The following is a 17816-nucleotide window of genomic DNA, read 5'->3' as shown; positions in this document are numbered from 1 at the left end:
CTTGGTCAGCGCCCGTCCCGCTCGCTCAAGCGTTCGGTGACTCGCGAGACCTCGTACCCGAGCAGACGTTCGGCCTCTTCGATACCGCCCTGCAGGTCGCCGACCGCGTTCATCTTGGACAGATCGAGGCCGATGGTCACCAGGGTCAGCGCGATCTCCGAGGACAGGCCGGTGATGATCACGCTGGCGCCCATCAGGCCGGACGCGTCGACGGTCTGCACGAGGTGGTTGGCCACCACGGAGTCGATCGCGGGCACACCGGTGATGTCGATGACGACCACCTTGGCGCGATTGGCGCGGATGGCGCGCAGCAGCTGCTCGGTGAGCTGGCGGGCGCGCTGGGAGTCGAGCACACCGATGATCGGCAGGATGAGCAGCTGCTCGCGGACCTGCAACACCGGGGTGGACAGCTCGCGGATGGCCTCTTGCTGGCGGCTGATGACGCGCTCGCGCTCCTGCACGAACGACACGGCCACGGTGTTGGCGATGCGGTTGGCGGCCGGTTCGTAGGCGTCGAGCACGCGATTGAGCAGCTCGAAGTTGGACTGGTACTTCTCGAAGAGGCTGCGTGCCAGCACATCGCGCAGCAGCAGGACGATGCCGATGACCTCGTCGGTCTCGACGCCTCGCGGAATGATGCGCTCGGACAGGTCGCGGGCGTAGGCCTGCAGTGCCTCGACGCTACCGGTGACGAGCACCTCGACGTAGTTGTCGTACATCGACGTCGCCTCGGAGAAGATCTCCTCCGGGGTCATCGCGGTCAGCAGTTCGGCCTCGGTGATGCGCCGTGCCCACTCTTCCCGCAGCCCGGTGCGGTTCTGCCGCAGGTGCTCGACCAGCTGCGGGAGCAGATTGTCGAGCGGCTGCACCGGCAGCGAATCCGCCGAAAGACTCGTGGACACCTCGGACATGGAAACCCCTGCCCCTTTCGACGACGGACGTTCTCGGTGCGCACAGTGCGCGTTGAGCCTGAGCCTACTCATACCCCCTCGGTGGTGCTGCCCAAACGTGGCGCGCTCGGCTATTCCGGGGCGAACCCGCGTTCCAGTGCGCGCAGTGCCCGGTCCAGATACACGGTGAGATCGGTATCGCCGCGCTCGAGCCAGGCATCGAACGCGGCACGCGCGGCGGCCAGGGTGGTGCGCCCGATGGCGAGGGGAATCAGGTCGCCCGCGCTAGCGCCGAGGCGGCTCGCGGCGAACTCGCCGACGGCGTGTTCCCACGCGTCGTAGTGCGCCCCCGCGCCCGCCGAAAGTGCGGGTACCCCGGAGACCAGCCGCATCCTGGTGCGCAACTCGGGGATGTCCTCAGCGCGATATCTGTTGGCCGCCACCACGATTCGACGCACCGCCGCCATCATCGGCTCCTCGCCGGGTACGGCGGCGAACGCGGCGCGAAGGTCGTCGACCTCGTTGTCGAACTGGTGCCACAGCACCTCGGCCTTGGTGGGGAAGTAGCGGAAGAAGGTGCGCTCGCTCACCCCTGCCTCGGCGGCGATGCGTTCGACGGTGACGTCGTCGAATCCGTGCTCGGCGAACAGTTTCATCGCGATCACCTCGAGCTCGCGACGGGTGGTGCGCCGCGGGCGCCCGCGGTGCCCCGATTGCTTCGGAATCGACATCGGGGCGCGCGGCGGCGGGGCGGACATGGATACAGGATAGGGACTCGGCGAGCTTTCGACCTGCACGAGCTATTGATTATGTCAGTCACTGACGTTAATGTTGGCGCCATGTTCGTGGCGCACCTCACATCGCCCGAGGCAGGTGTGCGCGCCGCCGCGGGAGTGATTCTGGTCATTCCGCTCGGTGCGACCGAGCAGCACGGCCCGCATCTGCCGCTCTCGACCGACAGCGACATCGCGTCGGCGGTGTGTCGCCGGGTCGCGGCCGAGCGCTCTGATGTGCTCATCGCGCCTGCCCTGGCCTACGGGGCCAGCGGCGAGCACGCGGGGTTCGCGGGCACCTTGTCGATCGGACAGGCGGCGCTGGAACTGCTCGTCGTCGAACTGTGCCGCTCCGCCACGGACACGTTCGCTCGGATCGTGCTGGTCAACGGGCACGGCGGCAATGTGGAAGCCCTGCGCCGAGCCGTCGCCTTGTTGCGGTCGGAGTCGCGCGACGTGCGTGTGTTCTCGCCCGGCTATGGCGGCGACCCGCACGCCGGGCGCACCGAGACCTCGATCCAGCTCGCGCTGAGCCCCGACCTGGTGCGCACCGAACTGGCCGAAGCGGGGGACTGTCGCCCGCTGACCGAACTGCTGCCGCTGCTGCGCGAGGGCGGAGTGCGGGCAGTGAGCCCCAATGGAATCCTCGGCGACCCCACCGGATCGAGTGCCCGCGAAGGCACCGGCCTGCTGCGGGCCGCCACTACCGCATTGCTGGAAGACCTGCGCCGATGGTGGCCGCAGGATCATGAGGAAGGACCCCGATGAATCCCTGGTTCGAGACCGTTGCCGAGGCGCAGCGGCGCGCCCGCAAGCGTCTGCCGAAGTCGGTGTACGGCGCGCTGATCGCCGGTTCGGAACGCGGACAGACCATCGAAGACAACCAGACCGCGTTCACCGAACTCGGTTTCGCCCCGCACTGCGCGGGTCCGATCGGCGACCGTGACCAATCGACCACGGTGCTCGGTCAGCAGGTGTCCATGCCGGTGCTGATCTCGCCGACCGGCGTGCAGGCGGTGCACCCCGACGGTGAGGTCGCCGTCGCGCGCGCCGCGGCGGCACGCGGAATCGCCATGGGGCTCAGCTCTTTCGCGAGCAAGCCCGTCGAGGATGTGCTCGCCGCCAACCCGGCGACCCTGTTCCAGCTGTACTGGTGCGGCAACAAGGACCAGATCCTCGAGCGGATGGCCAGGGCCAAGAAAGCCGGCGCGGTCGGCCTGATCCTCACCCTGGACTGGTCGTTCTCGCACGGCCGCGACTGGGGCAGCCCGGTGATCCCGGAGTCGCTGAACCTGCGCACGATGATGAAGTTCGCGCCGCAGACCCTCGCGCGCCCGCGCTGGCTCGCGACATACCTGCGCTCGGGCAGCATCCCCGACCTCACCGCGCCCAATATGGCGGTCGGCGGCGGCGCGGCGCCCGGATTCTTCGGCGCCTACGGCGAATGGATGCAGACACCGGCACCCGACTGGGACGATGTCGCCTGGATCTGCGAGCAGTGGGACGGGCCGGTACTGCTCAAGGGCGTGATGCGCGTCGACGACGCCCTGCGCGCCGTCGACGCGGGCGTGGCAGGCATCTCGGTGTCCAACCACGGCGGCAACAATCTCGACGGCACCCCCGCCGCCATCCGGGCACTGCCGGTGCTCGCCGATGCGGTCGGCGACCAGATCGAGGTCCTCCTCGACGGCGGCATCCGGCGCGGCAGCGATGTCGTGAAGGCGGTGGCGCTCGGTGCGCGTGCGGTGCTGATCGGGCGCGCCTCCCTGTGGGGTCTGGCGGCCAACGGGCAGGCCGGCGTCGAGAACGTTCTCGACATCCTGCGTGGCGGAATCGATTCCGCGTTGCTGGGTCTGCGCAAGACCTCGATCTCCGACCTGACCCGCGACGACATCATCGTTCCCGCCGGCTTCGAACGCGCGCTGGGGGTCGATACGGGGCAAAAGGATTCCGGCAACCGGGATTTCGCGTCCAACGGAACAGTCGTCAGCGGCGCCCCGGCTGGATAGTATCGGCGGTTGGGCATCACCGTCAGAGGGGGAATTCGTGAGTGTGGTTTCGGATATCGAGGGTTCGCGTAGTCGAATCATGATGTCGCGCAGCGTGTCCTACACGCTGCCCGCCGTGGTGGCGGTGGCACTGGTCTCGGCCGGATGTGGCACCGCCACACCGAAACCGGCACCGCGCGCGGCGTCGACCACACTCACGACCACCTCGAAACCCCCGACGACCACATCCCGGGCGCCCACGACCACCTCGGCCGCCGCCAAACCGGCGGCTGTCGGTGTCTGCGTGGACAAGACGACCAACGTCCGCGTGGCCGACGAACAGTGCGACAGCGCCGACACCAACTACAAGCGGTTCTGGTACCAGCACACCGACACCTTCGTGTACCCGGCGATCGGCGTCGCCGTCGCTCTCGCCGCGGGCAGTTTCCTGCGCCCGACCAGCGGCGAGGTCTTCGACCGCGGTGCGCCTGCCAAAGGCGGCAGCGTCGCGCGCGGTGGTTTGGGCAAGGCCCGCCCCGACTCCTCCGGCGGCAGCGGCAGCGGCGGGTCCTAGTCCTCGCCGGGCGCGGCGGGCTGCAGCCGGCCGACCGGTTCGGCCGCGTTCGCGCCGCGGTGATGGTCGACGAGCACGTCGTAGATCTCCGCGAGGGTGGCGAGCTGGTCGCGATCCAGCACGTCGATCATGTGTTTGCGCACGCTGCGCACATGGGCGGGCGCGGCCGTGGTGAGCAGTTGCCCGCCGGTCGGGGTCAGTTTCGCCACCGTGCGGCGCTGGTCGTGCGGCATCGTCTCGCGTGAGACCAGGCCGCGCTTCTGCATGCGGGTGATCTGGTGCGAGAGCCTGCTCTGCGACCATTCGAGCGCGCAGGCCAGATCGGCGAAGGTGAGCCGCTGGCCTGGTGCGTCGGCTAGGTAGACCATCACGGAATATTCGACATAGCTCAGGTTCGCTGCCCGGCCTGCGTCACGTCCGATCGCCGCGGCGATCAGGTCGCGGGTCCGGACATAGCCCAGCCAGGCACGCATTTCGACATCATCGAGCCACTGTGGATCGGTCACGATCGAGCTCCAGATTCTGAAGGTGCAGGCTTCGGATTGAACGGCGCACGCCCGCCACCGCCCGGAGAATGGGTAGCACCGTTTGGGTTGAACGTGCAACCTCGACATTGGTTAGGGTCGGTCGGGAACCTCACATAGGGTTGCCTAACCACCGTGCGGGTATGGGTGGTGGATAGGCTGCGGATTGCTTTGTGACCAGCCCTGCCTGGTGCTCCGCAGTGTTGCGGTGCCCGCCCTGCCCGAAGGAGTGCGATCCGTGACCGCGCCGGAGTTCCGCTATTCCGATCTGCTGCCCATCGGCGCCGACGAGACGCCCTACCGCCTGCTCACCACCGAGGGGGTCAGCACCGTCGAGCACAACGGGCGCACCTTCTTGCAGGTCGAGCCCGAGGCGCTGCGGCTGCTGACCGAGACGGCGATCCACGACATCAGCCACTACCTGCGCCCCGCGCACCTGCGGCAGCTGCGCAAGATCATCGACGACCCGGAGTCCTCGGGCAATGACCGCTTCGTCGCGCTCGACCTGCTCAAGAACCTCAACATCTCCGCCGGTGGCGTGCTGCCGATGTGCCAGGACACCGGCACCGCGATCGTGATGGGCAAGAAGAGCGAGGGTGTGCTCACCGGTGTCGACGACGCCGAATGGCTCAGCCGCGGCATCTTCGACGCCTACACCAAGCTGAACCTGCGCTACTCCCAGCTCGCCCCGATCACCATGTGGGACGAGAAGAACACCGGTACCAATCTGCCCGCCCAGATCGAGCTGTATTCGACCGAGGGCGACGCCGACAACCCGGTGTACAAGTTCCTGTTCATGGCCAAGGGCGGCGGTTCGGCCAACAAGTCGTTCCTGTACCAGGAGACCAAGGCCGTCCTGAACCCCGAGCGCATGCTCGAGTTCCTCGACGAGAAGATCCGCTCGCTCGGCACCGCGGCCTGCCCGCCGTACCACCTCGCCGTGGTCATCGGTGGCACCAGCGCCGAATTCGCCTTGAAGACAGCGAAGTACGCGTCCGCGCACTACCTCGACAACCTGCCCACCGAGGGCTCGATCACCGGTCACGCGTTCCGTGACGTCGAGCTCGAGGAAGAGGTCTTCCAGCTCACCCGTGAGTTCGGCATCGGCGCGCAGTTCGGCGGCAAGTACTTCTGCCACGACGTGCGCGTGGTCCGCCTGCCCCGGCACGGCGCGTCCTGCCCCGTCGCGATCGCCGTCTCCTGCTCGGCCGATCGCCAGGCGCTGGCCAAGATCACCAAGGACGGCATCTTCCTGGAGCAGCTGGAAACCGAACCGGCCCAGTACCTTCCGGAGCAGACCGCCGACATCCTCGGTGGCGATGTGGTGAAGATCGATCTCAACCGCCCGATGGACGAGATCCGTGCCGAACTGTCGAAATACCCGGTGAAGACCCGTCTTTCGCTGACCGGTCCCTTGGTCGTGGCCCGCGACATCGCCCACGCCAAGATCAAGGAACGCCTCGACGCGGGCGAGCCGATGCCGCAGTATCTGCGCGACATGGCCGTCTACTACGCGGGCCCCGCCAAAACTCCCGAGGGTTACGCGTCGGGCTCCTTCGGCCCCACCACCGCGGGCCGGATGGACTCCTACGTCGACCAGTTCCAGGCCGCGGGTGGCTCCATGGTCATGCTGGCCAAGGGCAACCGTTCGGCTCAGGTCACCAAGGCCTGCGACGAACACGGCGGCTTCTACCTGGGCTCCATCGGCGGCCCCGCTGCCCGCTTGGCGCTGGACTGCATCAAGAACGTCGAAGTCCTCGAATACGCCGAACTCGGCATGGAAGCGGTCTGGAAGATCGACGTGGAGGACTTCCCCGCCTTCATTGTCGTCGACGACAAGGGCAACGACTTCTTCGCCGAAACCTCCAAGCCCATCGCCCTGCGCGTGCGTACTCGTTCCAAGGAACGCGTGTAGTCACCCGCTCCGATGCCCCGGTGTCCGCTTCGGCGGGCGCCGGGGTTTCGTCTGTTCCGGGGGCCCGGCGTCGGCTGTCACCCCGGTGTACTGTGACGCACGACATACGGTGACGGGGCCTGACAGGGGTGTGGATTGGCGAGCGGTGGAGTTCCCAGGGGGCGGGCGACGCGCAGTGCGAAGCTGGGGCAGTTCGCGGCCGGGCAGGCGGTGCGGGAGGTCGGGCGGCGGCTGTCGATGATCGGGCGCACCGATGAGGCGCGTGAGGTGCTGGCCGAGCGGTCGGCGATGATGAAGGCACAGCAGATCGTCGCGGTGCTGGGGAGCATGAAGGGCTCGGCGATGAAGCTCGGGCAGATGGGCTCGGTGCTCGATCTCGACTTCGTTCCCGTAGCGCATCGCGAGCAGTTCCGTGCACAGCTCGCGGCACTGCAGGACCGGGCACCCGCGATGCCGTTCCCGACGATGCGGCAGGTGATCGAGGACGATCTCGGCCCACTGGAACAGACCTTCGCCGAGTTCGACGAAACGTCGATCGCGGCGGCGTCGATCGGCCAGGTGCACCGAGCGCGACTGCACGACGGGCGGGTCGTCGCGGTCAAGGTGAAGTACCCCGGGGTGGACCGTGCTGTCCACGCCGATATCAGCAATCTCGAGTTCCTCGGCAAGATGGCCAGAACGGTGCTGCCGAGCATGGCCGATACGGGTGTGCTGGAGGAGGTCGCCAGCAATCTGCGCAGTGAACTCGACTACGAGCGCGAGGCTCAGACCCAGCATCGGGTCGCGCAGCGTTATCGTGGCCATCCCTTCATCACCGTGCCCGACAGCATCGGGGAATTCTGCACGCACAATGTGCTGGTAACGGAATTCGTTGAAGGGCAACCCTTTTCGCACATCCAGACGCTGCCTGCCGCCGAACGTGACCGGCTCGGCGAGCTGATCTACCGCTTCTACATCGCCGGCCTGTTCGCCGACAACGAGTTCTGTGGCGACCCGCATCCGGGCAATGTGCTGCTGGCCGCCGACGGCAAACTCGCCTTCGTCGACTTCGGCCTCTACAAGGAGATGGACCCGGCGCACGTCGAGTTCGAGCGTTCGGTCCTACGGGCCGCCGCGGAGGGCCGGGGCGACGATCTGTTCGCCGCGTGGCTGGGCCGCGGGATCATCGACCCCGATTCCGAGGTCACCGTGGAGGAGAGTCTGGCCTACGTCTGGGCAGCCACCGGCTGGCACCTGCTCGACGAGGAAGTCACCATCACCCCCGAACTGGCCACCGGCGCACTGCTTCTCGCCGTCGATCCGCGCGCGTCCGACTTCCAGGGCATGCACAAACAGCTGCTGCCGCCCGAGCACGTGTTCTCCCGCCGCGCCGACCTGTTCACCTTCGCCACCCTCGGTCAGCTGCGCGTCACCGCCAACTGGCATCAGCTGGCCCGCGAATGGCTCTACGACGAACCCCCGCAGACCGAGATCGGCCGGGCGATCGAGCAGTGGCGCCGTGGCCTCGGCGACCGGTCCGGTCGATAGAATCCGCCTATGAAAACTGTGCTCGGCCGCGTGGCCGACCGGATCCTGGTGACGATGACGGCCGCCGCGGCCGTGACCGCTATGGGCATCGGCACCACCGCCGCCCAACCCGAGCCGCGCGAACAGTTCCAATCGGCCGCAGGCACCGAAGGCCTCGACCCGCCCCTCGCCGTCGCCTACACCCTCGCCGAGCAGCAGGCCCACGCCGAGGGTGTGCCGCTGTCGATCACCTCCGGCCATCGCACCTACGAGCAGCAGGAATGGCTCTGGCAGGACGGCCTCGCCACCTACGGCAGCCCCGACGAGGCGCGCCGCTGGGTGCTGCCGCCCGAGGAGTCCACGCACGTCTCCGGGCACGCCGTCGACGTCGGCCCGCAGGTGGGGGCGCAGTGGCTGGAGGACAACGGCAACCGCTGGGGGCTTTGCCGGACTTTCGATAACGAGTGGTGGCATTTCGAGCTGGTCACCGCGCCCGGCACCCCGTGTCCGCCCCGGGTGCCGGACGCGAGTCAGCGCTAGATCAGCGCGGCGAAGAAGGTCCGGATGTCGGCGACGTGCGCGGCGGGTTCCTCCATCGCGACGAAATGGTTGCCCGGATTTCCCGACGGCCAGTGGGTGATCTTGTTGCCGTGGTCGGCGAGTTTGCGCATGAGCGGTGAACCGCCACCGTAGACACCGGTCGGCACCAGGTTCTGATCGGTGGGCCAGCCGAAACCGCCGTCGCGCAGTCCGTCGTACATCGGCCACGACGAGGTGCCGGTGGTCTGGGTGAACCAGTACAGGGCGATGTTGGTGAGCAGGTGGTCGCGGTCGATCACGTCTTCGGCGAGCTCGGCCATGGGCGTGAACTCCTGGAACTTCTGCATCATCCACGCGAGCAGCGCGACCGGTGAATCGTTCCAGCCCAGCGCGAACGTGTGCGGCGCCGCCCGCAACAGGGCGTGGTGGTCGACGCCGCCGGTCATCCACTGCTGCATGTCGGCCCACTGCGCGCGGTCCTCGGCCGACATCGCGGGCACGTCGGCCTCCGTCGGCATGCCGATCCCGCCGTCGAGGTGCACGCCGATCACGTGTTCCGGGGCGGCCAGCGCCAGGTCCGGCGCGACGTAGGCGCCGAGGTCGCCGCCCTGGGCGCCGTAGCGGTCGTAGCCGAGCCGGTCCATGAGGGTTGCCCACATCCCGGCGACCCGTGCCGTGGTCATTCCGGTGTCGCGAGGCGGCGCCGAGAAGACGAATCCGGGGATCGACGGGATCACCACGTCGAAGGCGAGCGCGGGATCGAGTCCGTGCGCGCGCGGGTCGGTGAGCGGGCCGATGGTGCGCGTGAATTCGACGAACGAGTTGGGCCAGCCATGGGTGAGCAGCAGCGGCACCGCGTCCGGCTCGGGGGAGCGTACGTGCACGAAATGGACGTCGAGGCCGTCGATCTCGGTGATGAACTGGGGGAAGGTGTTCAGCGCGGCTTCTTGTGCGCGCCAATCGAATTCGTTCGCCCAGTACCGGGCGAGCTCGCACAGGTACTCGGTGGGCACGCCGCGGTCCCAGCCCTCGCCGGGCAGCTGAGCTGCCCAGCGCGCTCGGGTCAGCCGGTCGTGCAGGTCATCGATGTCGGCCTGGGGGATGTCGATGCGGAACGGGCGAATGGTACTCATCGGGACTCCTCGTTGTCGGTGTGATGGCGACGCTATCGGCCATCTAGGACTGTTCCGGTCCTAGATGTGCGGCAGAATCGAGAACATGACCGACACCGCGGCCCGACTGCTCCGTTTGCTCTCCCTGCTGCAAATGCCACGGGAGTGGCCGGGCAGCGAACTGGCCGACCGGCTCGGCGTCACCGATCGGACCGTGCGACGCGACGTCGACCGTCTGCGCGAGCTGGGCTATCCGGTGGTCGCCGCGATGGGTGCGGCCGGCGGGTACCGGCTCACCGCGGGCTCCGCGCTGCCACCGCTGATCCTCGACGCGGACGAGGCCGTCGCGGTCGCCGTCGGCTTGAGAGTCGCTGCGGGACAGGCGGTTGCGGGCATCGAAGACGCGTCGGTGCGGGCCTTGACCAAGCTCGAGCAGGTCCTGCCCGCGAAACTGCGCAGGCGGGTGCGCGTGGTCGGTTCGGCGGTCGCGGTCCGCGCCGGCGATGGCCCCACCGTCGACCCGGAGGTCCTCACCACCTTGGCCGCCTCCGTCACCAACCGGGAACGACTCCGCTTCACCTACCGCGACGCCACCGGCACCCGATCCCACCGCCACGCCGAACCCACCGGCGTCGCCGCCGCGGGCCGCCGCTGGTACCTCGTCGCCTACGACCTGGACCGCGACGCCTGGCGCAGCTACCGAGCCGACCGCATCGAAAACCCCCAGCCCACCGGCGCCCGCACCACCCCACGCGACCTCCCCGCCGCCGACGCGGCCGACTACGTCGCAGGCCGCCGAACCGACTGGGCCACCCCCGAATACCACGTCGACGTCACCATCGAAGCGCCACACGCCCGGATCGCGGGCCGCCTCGGCGAAGAACCGGACACCCTGCACGCCGACAGCGACACCACGTGCCGCCACACCGCCACCCGAGATGACGACCCCACCTGGCTCGCCATCCAGCTGATCTCCCTGGGAGTACCTTTCCGCGTACACGATTCGCCAGAACTCACCGCGCGGCTACGCGCCCTCGCGGATCGCCTCACAGACGCATTTGCCGATTGAGCGTCCGCCCCTCACCGCCTGCGGAAAAGGAATCGTGGACAGCCCGAACCGTCGGTATTGTGAGGCTGGTGGTCGTTGATCTACGAGTGCCGTGCAGGTGGCGGAGGGAACCGTTCCAGATCTGGATCGACGATCCAGATCGTGCGTTCATTCACTATGTCGGCGACCGTGACGATGTCGGCGGATGGCCCGGAATGTCGATACGGCACGAGTACGGGTGGGTGCCTCGATCGGAGTTGACCTACATCGGAGTCGACCAGGCGCTCGCCGGAGCATTGGTCGCGCTCGATGACGCCTTCGCCCCAGTAGGTCCGCCCGCTGCGATCGAAGCCTGTCCGTGCTGCCGGAATCCGGCCGACTATGCGGTCCTGCTGAGCACGCCGCGACACCAACTCACTGGAACCGAGCTGGGCAGCTTTGCCTTCCGGGCGTTGAACACAGTCGGATCGGTCGCGGACCTGCGTTACCTGACCGGTCGCATCCTGCAACTGCTCCATACCCACGATCCGCAGATGCCCGACATGGAGGTCGTGTACAGCAAGCTTCGGCAGGCGGGCTGGGATTCGTGGCCGCAGGCCGACGCGGTCGCCGAGGTAGTGGATGCATTGTGGCGCAGCACATTTGCCGCTGCGAATCCGGGTCCTGGCATCGCTGTCGTGGTGTGCGTGGTTGGTGCGGCCGAGTCCACGATCGCTGCCCGGCTCGTGGAATGGGCGTTGCTGGATTCAGCGCCGGCGGTGCGGAATCTGCATGAGCTCGTGATACACGGTTGCCGTATCGAGGATGGCCGACTGATTCCGACGAACTCCTATTGGGACCACGGGTGGATGCCGTTCGGTGAACTGGTCGACTGGCTGAGTAACGGACCCGCCACAGACGCGGTGGTCGCAGCATTCGACCGGACAGAGGATCTCGACCTGCTCGAGCTGCTTGCCGAGGCGTACGACGTCCTCGAGCGGGGTCTATCCGTTGCCCGCGCCCCGTAGGTGAGCCGTGCACCTACGGGGCGGCCCCGGCTAGAGCGACCTGTGCGCCCAGTTGCGCGGGTTCATCGCGCTACAGCACCTGCGCACGAGGCGGGTCAGCGGCGGGTGGCGACGGCTTCGACCTCGAACAGCACGTCGGGCGTCGCCAGGCTCGCTACGCCGATGAGGGTTTGGGTGGGCGGCGTCGTCCCCCAATTCGCCTGTACAGCACCAGCAATAGGGCCGAGCTTGCTGACGTCGTGGTTCACCACATAGGTCCTGAGCTGGACGACGTCGCCGAGGGTGAGGCCGTGGGCGGCGAGGGCGGTGCCGATATTGCGGAATGTCTGGTTCACCTGCTCGGCGAAATCGGGCGAGATGACCGAGCCGTCCGGTCGTGATCCGTACTGTCCGGAGACGAGCACCAGTTCCGTTCCCGCGGGGACAGTGGCGGTGTGGCTGTAGCCGAAGGGGGTCGGGTCGTGCAGGCCGTCCGGGTTGACGATGGTGTGGGCCGTGCGGGGTGCGTGCTCGGTGTTGGTCATGCCGATGAATCTGCCAGGAATACACGACATCTTGTGTCGTGTATTCCTGGCATAGTTTTTCCTATGCGAGCTGACCGGCTGGTCTCCCTGGTGTTGCTGTTACGTCGGCACGGCCGGCTGTCGGCCGACGCCCTCGCGCGCGAACTGGAGGTCTCCACCCGCACCGTGCTGCGCGACATCGAGGCACTGTCCACGGCAGGCGTTCCGGTCTACGCCGAGCGCGGCAGGCACGGCGGTTTCGCGTTGCTGCCCGGGTTCCGGACCGAGCTCACCGGGCTGAACCACGAGGAGGCCCTCGCCTTGCTGATCGCCGGATCACGGCGTGGCGCACAGGCATTCGGTCTCGGATCCGCCCTCGCATCGGCCATGCTCAAGGTGGTCGACGCGCTCCCCGAGAGCTACCGGGACACCGCGAGCGACGCGGCCCAGCGTTTGCTCGTCGACCCGGAGATCGACCTCCTGTCACGCCGGTTGGTCGCCGAGGAATTGTCCGACACGATCATGACCGAGGTCCGGCGCGCGGTGCTCGCGGGACACAAGCTGCGCATCCACTACGCGGCCGTGGACCAGGACCCCCGATGGCGCACGGTGGACCCGATCGGCCTGGTCACCGTCCGAGGACAGGGCTACTTGCTCGCCACGAGATCCGGCGCGGACCGCACCTACCGGCTGTCGCGTGTGCGGGGGGCCGAGGAACTGGACGAACCGGCCCAGCGGCCGGATCGGGTCGATCTGGATCAGGCGTGGCAGGACCGCAGCACGCGGTTTCGCGAGGGTGGCGAGCTGATCGCCGTGGTGGTTCGGGTGAACCCGGCGCGACGGGAGGAACTGGTCGGCACCGCGCTGGCTGTTCGGAGCGAGGAAGCGGATGCGGACGGCCGGGTGCGGATGGAGGTCACCTTCCAGGATCGCAGGCACGCCGAATGGGCGATGTGGCAGCTCGCCACGAACGCGGAAGTGCTGGCCCCACCATGGCTGCGCACCGCCCTGCACCACCGTGCCGCCGCGCTCGCCACCTGCTACGAAGTGTCATCAGCCAGTTGATGAGTCGCGGGGACCGGCAGTTCAGCCCACCGACGCCGGTTCACCGGGCATGCCCGCCAGCGTCAACCCACCCTCGATGGTGTTCGGCACCCGGCGGCGGTTGGGAGAGCCGAGGGCGGTGGTGAGGTCGCCGCCGTCGTGTTCGGCGAGGAGTTCGCCGCTGTCCCAGACGAGCAGGGTTGCGCTGACGGTGTTCTCAGCGGTGGAGTGGGCCAGGTCGTAGTGCGCGCAGCCGGGGACGTGGGCATAGGTGATCCACAGGTCGTAGCCGGTCATGAACAGGTCGAGGTCGAATTGCACACTGAGGCTGAGCAATTCGCTGCGGCCGTTGTCGTCGACGCCGGCGAAGGCTTCGTCGAGGGCCAGCAGGCGAGGGGCCTGGGGGTCGGCGGAGTCGAGCATCACGTGGGCGGCGGCGAACAGCGGCAGGTGCAGGGAAACGGATTGTTCGCCGCCGGAGAGGGCGCTGTGGCGGGCGACGGTGAGCTTGTCCTCGGTGCCGTCGCCGGAGATGAGGGTGAAGGAGAAGACTCGCCAGGTGCGGTAATCGAGGGTGGCAGCGAGGATTTCGGGGTAGGAACGCTCCGGGTGCGCGGTGCGGGCGGCGCGGATCTCGGCGGCGAAGTGGGCGCGCACCGCGCCGAGGTCATCCGAGCTCAGGGCGGTGGTGTCGCGGTCGAGGAGTTTGCACACCGAGCGCGCGGACTCCGACAGGCCGTCGGCGAGGATCCAGTGCACACCGATGGTGTTGCCCGACGACATCCGCCGCTGCTTCATCTCCGCGCCCATGCGGGAGATGAGTTCGCGAGCGTCGCTGGTGCGTTCGTGGATCTGCTGGGCCAGACCGGTCAGCAGCGCGTCCTCGAGGATGCGGCGTTCGGCATCGGTGAGCAGCAGTTCCTGGTCGCGGCGGGCGGCGTCGATGCGGGCGGCGAAGTCGGCGAGGGCGGCCTGGCCGTTTTCGTCGTGGACGGCGACGACGGTGAGTCCGTCGGCAGCGTCCCAGTTCAGGCGGTAGTCGCGACCCGATGCGGTGAGCGCGGCGTCGAACTCCTGGAGTGCGCTGGTGACGGCGGACCGGGTGGACTTGCGACCGGCCTCGGTGGCGCGGACCTGGCTGGTGGCGGTGTCGAGGTCGGCGAACAGGGCGGCCACCTCATCGGGCAGCACCAGCGGATCGGTTTCCGGGCCCGCGGCGACGATGCGGTATTGCAGCTGCTCCGGGGTGGACCACGCGGCATCGCTACTGGGCCAGCGATGTTCGACCGATGCGCCGAGCAAGCTCAACAGGTCGGGGCGTGCGTAGGGGGCCAGTGAACGGACCTCGGCGAGCACCTCGGTGAGCGCGGTGGCGAGGGCTTCGTTGGCGGTGCGATAGGCGGCCTCGGCGTCGCCGACCGCTTCGATGGCGGCGTTGGCGGCCTTGCGCGCGGCCCGCTGTTCGGCCTTGGCCGCCTCGATGGCGCCACGGGCCAGGTCGAGGTCACGGTCGATGTCGGCGGCACTGGCGCCCAACGCTTCGCGCAGCGTTTCGAGCTTGCGATGCTGCTCGGTATAGCCGAGCCGGGCGGCCTCGGCCTCTTCGGCGAACGCCTCGGCCAGTGCCCGCGCTTCGTCGTGACGGTCCTCGCCCTCGCGTTCGCGTTCACGTTCGCGTTCGTGTTCGGCGCGCAGGCGGAGCAGGCCCGTGCCGGTGTTCTCGAAATGGCGGATGGCGGCGGCCAGTGCGTCGAGTTCGCGTGCCGCACGCGGGGTTCGGTGTGCCGCGGCGGCGGCGCGAACCTTCTTGTCCAAGGCCGCGACTTCGGCGACGGCCTGGTCGAGTTCGCGCTCGGCCTGCGTCGCCGCCTCCACCCGCGAACGCATCAGACCGGCGGTCTCGGCTACGGCACGCAAAGCGGAGGTCACCGCCGACGGGCGCGGCAGAGCCTTGGCGGCTGCGGACAGCGCGGCCAATTCCGCAGTGGCCGAAGCGTCTTCGGCTCGCGCGGCGTCGTGCTCGGCAGCGGCTGCCTCGATCGCTGCCTCGATCTCGGCGAGCCGGGACTCACGCCTGCGGGCTCGCGCTGTCGTACCGATGAACTCGGCCTCGGACTTGTGATGGTGGCCGACGAGAACGCCCTGTCGGAAGGACCCGGCGAGGCTGACCACGACGTGCGGTGTGTCGGCAGTGGTCAGCGCGGTGAGTGTGGCGCCGGTGCACGAAGCCGAGTGTTCGATCATCGAGGTGAGCGCGATGGAGGCCAGCACCGCGGCGACGGTCTCGGTGGGAACCGTGAGCGCGGTGGAGTCCTCTTCGACGACAAGGACATCGGCGAGCGTGCGCCCGGGGGGACGCTGGTCGACCGGCAAGGGGAGCAGGAAGTGGTCGGAGTCGACGTCGGCGGGCAGAGTCGGGCCGCAAATCCAGCTGTCGAGCAGGCCGCCGGATTGGAGCGCTGCTTCGATACCGGCCGCATCTCGCGGGGACACCGACTCGGCGAACCGGACCAGCTGCCAGAGCGGAGCGCCTGGAAGGCCTTCTCGGACACCGGCTCTGGCGGGGTGCGGTGGGGGAGCGTCGTCGCGTTGGGCGGCGATCTGCTTGCGTTCGGCGGTCAGCGCGTCGCGGCGGGCGGCGGCAGCGCTCGCGTGGGACCGGGCTTCCTGGCGGCGGGTGCGAATCTGTTCCTGTAGCGGCTCGCATCGCTCGGCCAAAACCTCTGCGGCGGAGGGAATATCCGCCACTCCCGCGCACGCGATGGCGGTGTCGAGCGCCTCGAACAAGCCCGCGGAAGGACCTCGGTCGGCCGCGGCGTCGATCCGACCCGCATCCGCCGTAGCTGCTTCGGGGTCGACCGGCCCGCTGGTGCCCGTCACGCTACCGGCGACCGCTGCGAAAACCTCGGTGTTGGTGCTCCACCAGGTGCGCAGAGCGGCCGCGGATTCGCTGCGGGCCAAGGCAACCGCTGCTTCGGCGTGGGCCACTTCCGCGGCGGCGGAGTCACGCAGTTCGATCGCGCGTTCGGCGAGGCGTTCGGAACGGGTACGGTCCGCGGCGGCGGTTTCCCACTTGCCCAGTGCGTTTCGTACCGCCCGGACGTCGGCGTCGCGCTCTTCGGCGTGGCCGCGGACCGCTGCGGTGAACTGGTCGCCGCGGCCCTCGGCGCTGGGCGGAGTCCATTCGATGCCCGCTTCTTCGGCAGCCGCGCGGACGGCGTCTTCGCCGCGAACGAGGGCGGCCGCCGCGGTGCGGACAGCCTCGGCCGCGCGCGAGGCTTCCTCGGCACGACGTTGCAGCGTGTGACCTGCCTCGGCGGCCTTGTCGCGATGGGCCGCGGCGGAGGTCTCGAGGCGGCGCACGGCATCGGCCAGGTCGTCGAGTTGCTGTTTGCCCTCGTAGGCACTGGAGCGTTGGAGGTTCTCGCGGTCGGCGATGGCCTGTTCGTAGGCGTGATCGGCGTTCTCGGCTCTGGTCTCGGCTTCGGCGCGGTCGGTGTCGCGACGGGTGCGCAGGGCTGTCGCGGCGAACAGGGCCGTGGCGGTGTTGGTGACCGCGTCGAGACGGGTGCGGAGCTGGTCGACGTCGGTTTTCGCCTGTACCGCGAGGTATTTGCGGTACACGTCGACGAAACGGCGGGTGGCGGTGTCGGCCTGGACGAGACCGTCGAGGGTCCGGCCGACCTCCTCCATATCGCTGAACGAGCGAGCGGCGTCGAGGATCAACTGCTCGTCGAGAGGGCGCAGGCCGTCGGTGAGCGCCTGGGAGAGGCCGCGCGGGTCGAGGTTCTTGGCGAGCTGGGGCCTTCGCAGGGTGAGGATCAGGTTGATCAGCTGGTCGTAGCGCTGCACGCCGAGCCCGAACATACGCGCGTCGATCGCCGCGCGATACTCGACGGGACGGTCGAGGATGGCATCGCTGCCGATCTGCTCGGCCAATTGCTTGCGGGTGAGCGGGCGGTCGTCGGGGCCGATGAGGGAGAAGTCGACCCCGGCGCGGCCGTCGGCGACGAAGTACCAGCGGGTCACCTTGTCCGAGGAGCGGGTGGCCCGCATGCCGATGCCGACGGTGACGGTCTCGGGGTCGTCCCAGCTGCCGCGCGCGAACTCCATCCACACATACGAGTAGGCCGATTCCTGCTTGCGATACAGCAGATTCGACTTCATGGTGCGTTCTTCACCGGCGAACGGGTTCAGCCTGCGCGGTTCGATCCGCCCGTCCAGCACGAACGGGAACAGCACCTCGAGCGCCTTGGTCTTTCCGGAACCGTTGGGTCCGCGCAGCACCAGCCGACCGTCGGCGAAACTGAACTCCTGGTCGCGGTAATCCCACAGGTTGACGATGCCCGCACGGGTCGGGACGAACCGCACTCCGCCGTGAATGAGTGACAT

Annotated in this window: 16 protein-coding genes; 9 read left to right on the top strand and 7 right to left on the bottom strand. The window is 68.5% G+C overall.

The genetic code is table 11. From position 1 onward, the window contains the following. Positions 1-5: 5 nt before the first annotated feature. Both ACFWPX_RS22275 and mftR read right to left on the bottom strand, forming a co-directional pair. Positions 6-911 (bottom strand): STAS domain-containing protein, encoded by a 906-nt coding sequence (locus ACFWPX_RS22275; protein ID WP_378912777.1) that lies wholly within the window; start codon positions 909-911, stop codon positions 6-8. Positions 912-1021: 110 nt separating this feature from the next. Next, positions 1022-1648, bottom strand: coding sequence for a mycofactocin system transcriptional regulator (gene mftR, locus ACFWPX_RS22270; RefSeq protein ID WP_378928942.1), 627 nt, complete (start codon positions 1646-1648; stop codon positions 1022-1024). An 81-nt stretch (positions 1649-1729) separates the two neighbouring features. Here mftR and mftE point away from each other — a divergent pair, with 81 nt between their 5' ends. Both mftE and mftD read left to right on the top strand, forming a co-directional pair. Then, entirely contained in the window at positions 1730-2431 is a 702-nt protein-coding gene (mftE, locus tag ACFWPX_RS22265) for a mycofactocin biosynthesis peptidyl-dipeptidase MftE (protein ID WP_378928940.1), read from the top strand. Beyond that, entirely contained in the window at positions 2428-3672 is a 1245-nt protein-coding gene (gene mftD, locus ACFWPX_RS22260) for a pre-mycofactocin synthase MftD (RefSeq protein ID WP_378928939.1), read from the top strand. The genes mftE and mftD overlap by 4 nt, the downstream gene beginning before the upstream one ends. 99 nt (positions 3673-3771) lie before the next feature. On the opposite strand, the gene ACFWPX_RS22255 is transcribed toward mftD, so the two are convergent. Further along, entirely contained in the window at positions 3772-3963 is a 192-nt protein-coding gene (locus ACFWPX_RS22255) for a hypothetical protein (RefSeq protein ID WP_378928938.1), read from the bottom strand. Between ACFWPX_RS22255 and ACFWPX_RS22250 the strand changes: the two genes are divergently transcribed. Beyond that, the gene (locus ACFWPX_RS22250; protein WP_378928937.1) at positions 3956-4225 is read left to right on the top strand and encodes a hypothetical protein; all 270 of its coding nucleotides are present in this window, start codon (positions 3956-3958) and stop codon (positions 4223-4225) included. The two genes, ACFWPX_RS22255 and ACFWPX_RS22250, sit on opposite strands and share 8 nt — an antisense overlap. Here the strand turns inward: ACFWPX_RS22250 and ACFWPX_RS22245 are convergent. Then, positions 4222-4731 (bottom strand): MarR family winged helix-turn-helix transcriptional regulator, encoded by a 510-nt coding sequence (locus ACFWPX_RS22245; RefSeq protein WP_378912772.1) that lies wholly within the window; start codon positions 4729-4731, stop codon positions 4222-4224. The genes ACFWPX_RS22250 and ACFWPX_RS22245 overlap by 4 nt on opposite strands. Before the next feature lie 256 nt (positions 4732-4987). On the opposite strand from ACFWPX_RS22245, the gene ACFWPX_RS22240 reads away from it, so the two are divergent. The 3 genes from ACFWPX_RS22240 (at position 4988) to ACFWPX_RS22230 (ending at position 8710) form a co-directional block, all read left to right on the top strand. Beyond that, entirely contained in the window at positions 4988-6664 is a 1677-nt protein-coding gene (locus ACFWPX_RS22240; protein WP_378928936.1) for a fumarate hydratase, read from the top strand. 135 nt (positions 6665-6799) lie between these two features. Further along, positions 6800-8191 carry an ABC1 kinase family protein gene (locus ACFWPX_RS22235; protein WP_378928935.1) on the top strand — a complete coding sequence of 464 codons (1392 nt, stop codon included), beginning with the start codon at positions 6800-6802 and terminating at the stop codon, positions 8189-8191. Between the two features lie 9 nt (positions 8192-8200). After that, complete coding sequence (locus ACFWPX_RS22230; RefSeq protein ID WP_378912769.1) at positions 8201-8710, top strand: M15 family metallopeptidase; 510 nt, start codon at positions 8201-8203, stop codon at positions 8708-8710. Here ACFWPX_RS22230 and ACFWPX_RS22225 read toward each other — a convergent pair. Next, positions 8707-9843: an epoxide hydrolase family protein gene (locus ACFWPX_RS22225; protein WP_378928934.1), complete on the bottom strand. Its 1137-nt coding sequence runs from the start codon at positions 9841-9843 to the stop codon at positions 8707-8709. The two genes, ACFWPX_RS22230 and ACFWPX_RS22225, sit on opposite strands and share 4 nt — an antisense overlap. 85 nt (positions 9844-9928) lie before the next feature. On the opposite strand from ACFWPX_RS22225, the gene ACFWPX_RS22220 reads away from it, so the two are divergent. After that, entirely contained in the window at positions 9929-10891 is a 963-nt protein-coding gene (locus ACFWPX_RS22220) for a helix-turn-helix transcriptional regulator (protein WP_378928933.1), read from the top strand. Between the two features lie 275 nt (positions 10892-11166). Continuing rightward, complete coding sequence (locus tag ACFWPX_RS22215) at positions 11167-11877, top strand: hypothetical protein (protein ID WP_378928932.1); 711 nt, start codon at positions 11167-11169, stop codon at positions 11875-11877. A 95-nt stretch (positions 11878-11972) separates the two neighbouring features. On the opposite strand, the gene ACFWPX_RS22210 is transcribed toward ACFWPX_RS22215, so the two are convergent. Further along, positions 11973-12401, bottom strand: a complete 429-nt coding sequence (locus ACFWPX_RS22210; protein ID WP_378928931.1) for a RidA family protein — start codon at positions 12399-12401, stop codon at positions 11973-11975. A gap of 63 nt (positions 12402-12464) precedes the next feature. Here ACFWPX_RS22210 and ACFWPX_RS22205 point away from each other — a divergent pair, with 63 nt between their 5' ends. Then, positions 12465-13445: a helix-turn-helix transcriptional regulator gene (locus tag ACFWPX_RS22205; protein WP_378928930.1), complete on the top strand. Its 981-nt coding sequence runs from the start codon at positions 12465-12467 to the stop codon at positions 13443-13445. A 21-nt stretch (positions 13446-13466) separates the two neighbouring features. Here ACFWPX_RS22205 and ACFWPX_RS22200 read toward each other — a convergent pair whose 3' ends face one another. Further along, positions 13467-17816, bottom strand: a complete 4350-nt coding sequence (locus ACFWPX_RS22200) for a TIGR02680 family protein (RefSeq protein WP_378928929.1) — start codon at positions 17814-17816, stop codon at positions 13467-13469.

The sequence above is a fragment of the Nocardia sp. NPDC058518 genome (assembly GCF_042719655.1).
Taxonomy (GTDB): Bacteria; Actinomycetota; Actinomycetes; order Mycobacteriales; family Mycobacteriaceae; genus Nocardia.
The sequence above is the reverse complement of the archived record's forward strand: the minus strand, read 5'-3'. Positions and strand labels throughout refer to the sequence as shown.